This window comes from Thermodesulfobacteriota bacterium, assembly GCA_040756475.1.
Lineage (GTDB): Bacteria > Desulfobacterota > Deferrisomatia > Deferrisomatales > JACRMM01 > JBFLZB01.
On sequence record JBFLZB010000200.1, the window covers coordinates 1 to 7,953 of the forward strand.

The following is a 7,953-nucleotide window of genomic DNA, read 5'->3' on the forward strand; positions in this document are numbered from 1 at the left end:
CCCGGACCCCGGGGTTGGCTTCCCCGTGGGTCGACCCACACGATCCGGAAGAGAACCCCTCTTGGCCGAGTAACGGCTGTTCCGGTCCCCCGGCTTGGACACGGACCCCGGCCCTGCGGTATTCTTCCGCCTCCGCTTGCCGCGGGGGCGGTTCGTGGAATCCCCCTGCGTGCGGCCCGCCCGAGGCATGGGAAAGGTCCATGATCCGCTACCGGCGTCTCTTTCTGCTCCCCGTCGATGTGCTCCTCGTGGCCGCGAGCCACGTTCTGGCGTACCTGCTGCGTTTCGAGGGGAGTATCCCCGAGCCGCAGGTTGCCGTATTCTGGACCGGACTCCTCGTCTCGGTCCTGGTCAAGCCGGTCTGCTTCCTCGCCATGGGGTTCTACCGCCGCCTGTGGCGCTACGCCTCCATCCCCGACCTGGTGCACATCGTCAAGGCGGTCACCCTGGCCACGGCGGCGTCTTCGCTCGTCACGGTCTTCGCGACCCACTTTCAGGGTTACTCCCGCAGCGTCTTCCTCCTGGACTGGCTCCTGGTGAACGCCCTGCTCATGGGTCGCAGCCTCGTCTGGAGGGTGCTCCAGGAACACCGCTACACCCGGCGCCGCAATCGGGGGCCCAGGGCTCTCCTCGTGGGGGCGGGAATGGCCGGGCGCATGCTCTTCCAGGAGATCCGCCACAACCCCGACCTGAGCTACAGCGTGGTGGGGTTCCTGGACGACGACCGGGCCAAGGCCGGCGCCAACATCAGCGGCCGGCCCGTGCTGGGCACCATTCGGCAGCTGCGGCGGGTCGCTCGGGAGCAGAGCGCGACCCACGTCGTCATCGCCATACCCTCGGCCCCTGCGACGCTCATCCGCGAGGTGGTGCACGCCTGCCGGGAGGCGGGGCTCGAGGTGCGTACCCTGCCGCCCATCACCGACATGCTCGACCCGGCGCGCCTCGCCGCCCAACTGCGCGAGGTCAACCTGGAGGACCTGCTCGGCCGCGATCCGGTGCGCCTGGAGACGGACCGGATCGCGGCATACCTGGTGGGGCGTCGCGTGCTGGTCACGGGGGCGGGGGGTTCGATCGGGAGCGAGCTGTGCCGGCAGCTGGCCCGTTTTCAGCCCGCGGAGCTCATCCTCTTCGACGTTGCGGAGACGCCGCTGCACCACATCCAGCTGGAGCTGGAGCGAGACTTTCCGAAGCAGACGGTACGCCCCGTTCTCGCGGACGTGCGCGACACCGAACAAGTGCAGCGGGTCTTTCGCGAGTCGCGCCCCCAGGTGGTCTTCCACGCCGCGGCGTACAAACACGTGCCCATGATGGAGTACCACCCTCTGGAGGCAGTGAAGACCAACGTGATCGGAACCCGCAACCTCGCCCGCGCGGCGGAGGAAGTCGGCGTCGAGCGGTTCGTGATGATCTCTACCGACAAGGCGGTGAACCCGACCAACGTGATGGGCGCCTCCAAGCGGGCCGCCGAGATCTTCGTCCAGGCGTTCAGCGAGAAGAGCCGCACGGACTTCATCACGGTGCGGTTCGGCAACGTGCTGGGCTCCAACGGCAGCGTGGTGCCCCTGTTCCAGGAGCAGATCGCCCGGGGCGGCCCGGTCACCGTGACCCACCGCGACGTCACGCGCTACTTCATGACCATCCCCGAGGCGAGCCAGTTGGTGCTCCAGGCCGGCAGCATGGGCCAGGGGGGGGAGATCTTCCTCCTGAACATGGGAGAACCGGTCAGGATCGTCGAGTTGGCCGAAGAGCTCATTCGCCTTTCGGGCCTCGTGCCCTACGAGGACATCCCCATCGCCTTCACCGGGCTGCGGCCCGGGGAGAAGCTCTTCGAGGAGCTCCTGATCGACGGTGAGGGGATCCGGCCCACCGCCCACAAGAAGATCCTCGTGGCGGCCGCGCGACCCTTGCCGCTGGACGAGGCCGAGCGGCACCTGGAGGAGCTCTGGTCCTGCGTGGCGAAGGGCGATCCCGACCTGGCCGTCCACAAGCTGGAGGAGATGGTCCCGGAGTACCGATCCACGAACCGTCGGGCCGGCGGCACCGTGCAGGTACACCCGGCGGCGGTCGCGCTCCCCTCGCGCCAGCGGGCCGACGGCGCCGTGGCGTCGGACGACGCAGGGGCTGCCGGCGCCCACGCCGGTAGGTCCGGCCGGCACACCAAGTAGCGAGGACACCTCAGGGGCTGAGAGCGGAGGCGCCGTCGCCGGATTCCGGGTTTCGCTTCAACGACACCAGGAGCACCACGGTGCCCTCCTCGGTGAGGAGGGGAACGGCGAAGGTCTCGATCCCGCCGACGAACCCGAAGAAGACCTGGGGTCCCTCGACGATGGTGGGCGGGGTGAGCCCCTCGCGAAGCCCCGCGCGCAAGAGAAGCCCCGTAGCATTTCCGGCGACCGTGTTGACCATCTCCATCGCGATGGCATGGACGGTCTGCGCGTCGCCCGGGCCCAGGGACTCCGCCGAGACACGGCCCGCCACCCGCCACGCCACGTCCCGCGCGAACACCAGCGCTACCGATCCCGTGAGGTCCCCCTGGAGCCCGACCAGCGCGCTCAGGCTGTCGGCGGTGCGCGACTCGGTGATGCGCGCCGCCGGCCCCACCCGGGCCGCCAGCCCCGCCATCCGGTGCAGAACCCGGAGGGCACAGTCCCGAAACACGTCCACGTGGGACTCCACTGCGAGCCACCTCCTCGGGGTCGGCCTCCCGGCCTGCGCCCCACCCGGTCATGCGCGACACCTGCCATCTCCGTATCGGACCGGCGAAGCACCGACTTCACCGCAGAGTGGAGCACCCGTTCAACGGCTTCTCACGCAAAGGCGCCAAGGCGCAAAGGGGGTTCGGGCTTTTCTTCGCGTCCTTTGCGCCTTTGCGTGAGGTCGAGGTCTTTCGTTCTCAGGCAACGGCGGTCTGCGGCGCAGTATCCCCAGATCTTCCCGGTTTTCCGGGGCCCCTGCCGCACGACACCTGCCGCACGAAAGCTGTCGGCGCCGGCGCCCCGGATGGTATGATCCATCCCATGAACGCACCGGCTTCGGGACACGCACAGGGCCGTCTGCACGACGTGGTGGCATGCGCCGGGCGTATCGTGCTGGGCAAGGAGCGCCCGGTACGGCTGGCGCTGGCGTGCCTGGTGGCCCGGGGCCACCTGCTCATCGAGGACCTGCCGGGGGTGGGCAAGACCCTCCTCGCCCAGGTGCTCGCCCGCACCCTGGGCCTCCAGTTCCACCGGGTGCAGTTCACGAGCGACCTCCTGCCCGCCGACATCCTGGGCGTCTCGGTGTACGACCGCGACGCCGCCGCCTTCCGCTTCCACCCGGGGCCCGTCTTCGCCCACGTGGTGCTCGCCGACGAGATCAACCGGGCCACCCCCAAGACCCAGAGCGCGCTCCTGGAGGCCATGGAGGAGGGGCAGGTGACGGTGGACGGCGAGACCCGCCCCCTGCCCATGCCCTTCTTCGTGGTGGCCACCCAGAACCCCAGCCACCAGGTGGGCACCTTTCCCCTCCCCGAGTCCCAGCTCGACCGGTTCCTCATGCGGCTGCGCCTGGGGTACCCCGACCCGGAGGCCGAGCGGGCGCTCCTGCAGGGCAGGGATCGGCGGGAGCTCTTGCGGGAAATGGCGCCCTGCGTCCGGCCGGGGGAGCTGGCAGAGGCCCAGGAGGCCGTAGCTGGGGTGCACGCCTCGGAAGCGCTCCTGGACTACCTCCAGGCACTGCTCGGGTTCACCCGGAGCTCGGGAGAGTTCGGCGCGGGCCTCTCGCCCCGGGCCGGCCTGGCCCTCTTGCGCAGCGCCCAGGCGTGGGCCCTGCTGGAGGGCCGGGAGTACGTGCTGCCCGAGGACGTGCAGGCGGTGCTCCCCGCGGTGGCGAGCCACCGGCTGGCCGGGGCGGAAGCTCTGGGGGCCGGGGCCGAAGAGGAGGTGGTGCGCCGGTTGGTGGAGTCGGTCCCGGTACCGTGAGCTTGCGGCGGCGGGATCTCGACGTGGCGGCGAAGGGGAACCCCGTGCCGGGCGCACTGGCGCGCCTGGCAAGACCGCTGCGCAGGGCTGGGTTCCTGCGGGGGGAAGGACCGGCCGCCGGCCCGGTCGCCCTGGACCGCTCCCGCATCTTCGTCTTGCCCACCCGGGCCGGCTGGACCCTGGGAGCGCTGCTCCTGGCCATGCTCCTGGGTTCGGTGAACTACGAGAACGGCCTGGGGCTCCTCCTCACCTTCCTCCTGGGCAGCCTCGCCGTCGTCTCCATTCTCCACACCCACCGAAACCTCTCCGGCCTGCGCCTGGCGCCGGGGCGGACCGAGCCGGTGTTCGCGGGCGAGGCGGCGCGGTTCGCCATCCTCCTGGACAATCCGGGCGGCACCCGGCGGGCGGTCGCCCTGCGCCCCCGGGCCCGCAACGGGGGGCGGGAAGGGGAAGCCGCGGACCTGCCGCCCGGGGCAAGCGCCGTGGAGCTCCTGCGCCCGGCGGCCCGCAGGGGACGCCTGGCGCTGGGCCCCGTCGTGGTGGAGACCCGGTTTCCCCTGGGTCTGGCCCGGGCCTGGTCGGTGTTCGAGCTCCCGCTCGGCTGCCTCGTCTATCCCCGTCCCGGCCCGCCCCACCCCTGGCCGGCCCCCACCGGCTCGGACCGGGAGGGAGAAGCCGCCGCCCCGTCCGGAGTCGGGCAGGGCGATTTCGCGGGGATCCGGCGGCACCACCCGGGCGAATCGCCGGGCACGGTGCACTGGAAGGCCTCGGCCCGCGCCCAGGAGCTCCTCTCCAAGCACTTCCTGGGCGAACAGGGCGCGCAACTGTGGCTCTCCTGGGACGACCTCCCGGGGCTCGGCACGGAGGAGCGCCTGAGCCGGCTCTGCCGCTGGGCCCTGGAGGCCCACGGGAGCGCACGGCCCTGGGCGCTCCGCCTGCCCGGCTTCCAGGCGGGGCCCGACCGGGGCGAGGCCCACCTGCGCCGGTGCCTGACCGCCCTGGCGGAGTTCGAGCCGTGACGCCCGCCGCGGCGAACGGGCCTCGGCTGCCTCCCGCCGCTGGGGTGCTCCTGTTCGCGACCTGGGCCACGGCGCTCGGCCCCCACGCCCTGCGGGTGCCGGGCTGGGTGGTGGTCGCCGTGGCGCTCTTGGGGGCCTGGCGCATCCGGCTCGAGCTCCGGGGAGGACGCGAGCTCCCCCGCTGGCTCGTCTTCGGGCTCACCATCCTGGGCGCCCTGGGCGTGGCCCTCTCGGCGCCCCGCCCCCTGGGGCGCGACGCGGCCCTCCTGCTCCTCTTCCTCCTGGGGGGATTGAAGCTGCTGGAGCTGCGCCAGGCCCGGGACCGGGTGCTCCTGGTCTTCCTCTCCTGGTTCCTCGTGCTCGCCAACCTCCTCTACGACCCCTCTCCCGCAGCGGCCGTCCACATGGGCGCGACGGTGCTCGTGTCCGCGGGGGCGCTCGTTTGCCTTTCCGACGCCCGGGGCAACCTGGGATGGCGGGGAGGGCTCGGGGTCGCGGGGCGGCTGCTCGCCCCCGCCCTGCCCCTGGCGCTGGTCGTCTTCCTCCTCTTCCCCCGGGTCCCGGGCCGCCTCTGGAGCCTGCCCGCCGACGTGAGCCGGGGCCTTTCCGGATTTTCCGAGACCATGTCCCCCGGCAGCGTCACCGACATCGCCCTCTCGGACGCGGTGGCGTTCCGGGCCGACTTCCGAGGCACCCTCCCCCCTTCGTCCCAGCGCTACTGGCGGGGTCTGGTGCTGCAAGACACCGACGGGGTGCGCTGGACCGCCGGCCGCTCTCCCCAGGAGGTTCTCGCCGGGCCCCCGGAAACCACTGCGGACGCGCTGGAGCACGAGGTCACCCTCGAACCCCACGGAAAGCGCTGGCTCTTCGCCCTGGACCGGCCGGTCTCCGCACCGGAGGGGGCGCGCCTCACCCGGGGCAGCGAGCTTCGGGCCGCCGCGCCGGTGGTACATCGAAGGCGCTACGCGGTGCGGTCGCTTCCCGGAGGCAGCGGCGGCGAGACCCAGGGAGAGTCCCCGGAGCTGGCGGCGGCGCTCGCCCTGCCCGCGGTGAGCGCTCGGGTGCGAGGGCTGGCACAGGAATGGGCCCAGGCGGCCGGCGCGCCGTCGGGGCGGCTCGACGGGGAAGCCGTGGTCCGCCAGGCCCTGGACTTCTTTCGCCGGGAGCCCTTCGTGTACACGCTCTCCCCGCCGCTCCTGGGCCGCGACCCGGTGGATGCCTTCCTCTTCGAGGCCCGGGCGGGCTTCTGCGAGCACTTCGCCGCGGCCTTCACGGTGCTGATGCGCGCCGCGGGGGTTCCCGCCCGCGTCGTGGCAGGGTACCTGGGGGGAGAGGAGAACCCCCTGGGAGGCTACCTCCTGGTGCTCCAGGCCGACGCCCACGCCTGGAGCGAGGTGTGGCTCGAGGAGCGCGGATGGGTGCGGGTGGACCCCACGACGGCGGTGGCCCCGGAGCGCATCGAGCGCCCCATCCTGCGGATGCTCGGCGCCGGGTCGCTACCGGTGCGCTTCGCCCTGCCCGGCGAAGGCCCTCTGGCTGCGGGAATCCGGTGGACCCGGGCGGCCTGGGACGCCCTGGGCCACGGGTGGAACCGCTGGGTGCTGGGATACGACTACTTTCGCCAGCGCGACCTCATGGCCCGCCTGGGCTACCGGGGCGCCACCTGGAGGGGGCTTTCCATCGCCCTGGCGGCGGCGGGGGGGGTGTTCCTGGCGGGCCTGGCACTTGCCCTGGCCCGGCGCGGCGCAGGCGCCCTAGAGCTGCCCGAGGTTCGGGCCTACCGGCGCTTCTGCCGTCGGCTCGACCGGACGGGAGTGCCCCGCAGACCCCACGAGGGGCCCCTGGACCTGGCGTCGAGAATCGCACAGGAACGGGCCGACCTTGCCGACGCCGCGCGCGCGGTTCTCGAGCCCTACCAGAGACTGCGGTACGCACCGCAGCTTCCGTCGGGAGCCCGGCAGGAAGAACTGCGCCGGCTCCGCCGGGCGGTGCGGGCCTTTCGGCCCGGCAGAATGCCGCGCTCCGCGGGCCCGAAGTAAAGGAGGGCGACGTCCGCCCGTCCCTCGCCACCTCTCACTCTTCACCTTTCACTTTTCACCTTTCACCCTTCACCCGCCCCCGGGTTTACCCGAAAGGAGCCGCCGTTTATCCTGTGGGCTCCGCTCCGGGCCGCCCGAGGTCCGAATACCCCGTTCGCGAGAGGGAGGTGTCCCCTGTCTCTGCCCATTCCCTGCCCCAACTGCCGCAAGCTCACCCCCGCGGACGCGGTCAACTGCCCCCACTGCGGGCTCCTGCGCCCGGCCGATCGGTGGGGGCGCATCCTCTTTCGCCCCGACCCCGAGACCCTGGTCTGGGCCGTCATCTATTCCAACGCGGCCCTCTACGCCCTCTCGCTGCTCCTCATCCCCCGCGGGGTCGGAATGTCGGCCAACCCCCTGGGGTTCCTCTCGCCCTCCAACACCTCGCTCCTGCTCCTGGGGGCCACCGGCTCGATCCCGATCGACGGCCTGGGCCGCTGGTGGACGCTCCTGACCGCCGGCTGGCTCCAGGGCGGCATCCTCCACCTTTTCTTCAACATGGTGGCCCTGCGGCAGCTCGGCCCCCTGATCCAGCGCGAGTACGGCCCGAGCCGCACCGTGGCCCTCTACACCCTGGGCAGCGTGGGGGGGTTCCTCGTCTCCTACGCGGCAAGGATTCCCTTCACCATCGGCGCCTCCGCCGCCGTGTGCGGCCTCATCGGCGCGGCTCTCTATTACGGCCGCAGCCGAGGCGGCGTGTACGGAAGCGCGGTGTTCCAGCAGGTCGGAGGCTGGGCCGTGGGGATCTTCCTCTTCGGGTTCCTGGTGCCCGGCATCAACAACTGGGCCCACGGGGGAGGCATGGTCGCCGGGTTCCTCCTGGGGCACCTGCTGGGCTACGAGGAGCGGGGAAGGGAGCAGCCCTGGCACCGGTGGCTGGCGGGCGGGTGCGTGGTC

The 7,953-nt window shown here is 72.2% G+C and carries 6 protein-coding genes; 5 read left to right on the forward strand and 1 reads right to left on the reverse strand.

The features are described 5' to 3' along the window. Positions 1-200 precede the first annotated feature (200 nt). Positions 201-2,165, forward strand: a complete 1,965-nt coding sequence (locus AB1578_19925) for a nucleoside-diphosphate sugar epimerase/dehydratase (protein MEW6490161.1) — start codon at positions 201-203, stop codon at positions 2,163-2,165. A 10-nt stretch (positions 2,166-2,175) separates the two neighbouring features. Here the strand turns inward: AB1578_19925 and AB1578_19930 are convergent, their stop codons facing one another. Next, the gene (locus tag AB1578_19930) at positions 2,176-2,676 is read right to left on the reverse strand and encodes a chemotaxis protein CheX (GenBank protein MEW6490162.1); all 501 of its coding nucleotides are present in this window, start codon (positions 2,674-2,676) and stop codon (positions 2,176-2,178) included. Between the two features lie 341 nt (positions 2,677-3,017). Between AB1578_19930 and AB1578_19935 the strand changes: the two genes are divergently transcribed. The 4 genes from AB1578_19935 to AB1578_19950 form a co-directional block, all read left to right on the forward strand. Then, positions 3,018-3,959: a MoxR family ATPase gene (locus AB1578_19935; protein ID MEW6490163.1), complete on the forward strand. Its 942-nt coding sequence runs from the start codon at positions 3,018-3,020 to the stop codon at positions 3,957-3,959. Further along, complete coding sequence (locus tag AB1578_19940) at positions 3,956-4,978, forward strand: DUF58 domain-containing protein (protein ID MEW6490164.1); 1,023 nt, start codon at positions 3,956-3,958, stop codon at positions 4,976-4,978. The genes AB1578_19935 and AB1578_19940 overlap by 4 nt, the downstream gene beginning before the upstream one ends. Further along, entirely contained in the window at positions 4,975-7,017 is a 2,043-nt protein-coding gene (locus AB1578_19945; GenBank protein MEW6490165.1) for a DUF3488 and transglutaminase-like domain-containing protein, read from the forward strand. Before AB1578_19940 ends, AB1578_19945 begins: the two co-directional genes overlap by 4 nt. A gap of 381 nt (positions 7,018-7,398) precedes the next feature. Beyond that, positions 7,399-7,953: rhomboid family intramembrane serine protease (locus AB1578_19950; protein ID MEW6490166.1), on the forward strand; the 555-nt coding region annotated here is incomplete at its 3' end.

What these genes read in the sequence shown, in the direction of transcription:
- AB1578_19925 (MEW6490161.1), top strand. Translation starts at nt 201, where the DNA reads ATGATCCGCTACCGGCGTCTCTTTCTGCTCCCCGTCGATGTGCTCCTC.
- AB1578_19935 (MEW6490163.1), top strand. Translation starts at nt 3,018, where the DNA reads ATGAACGCACCGGCTTCGGGACACGCACAGGGCCGTCTGCACGACGTG.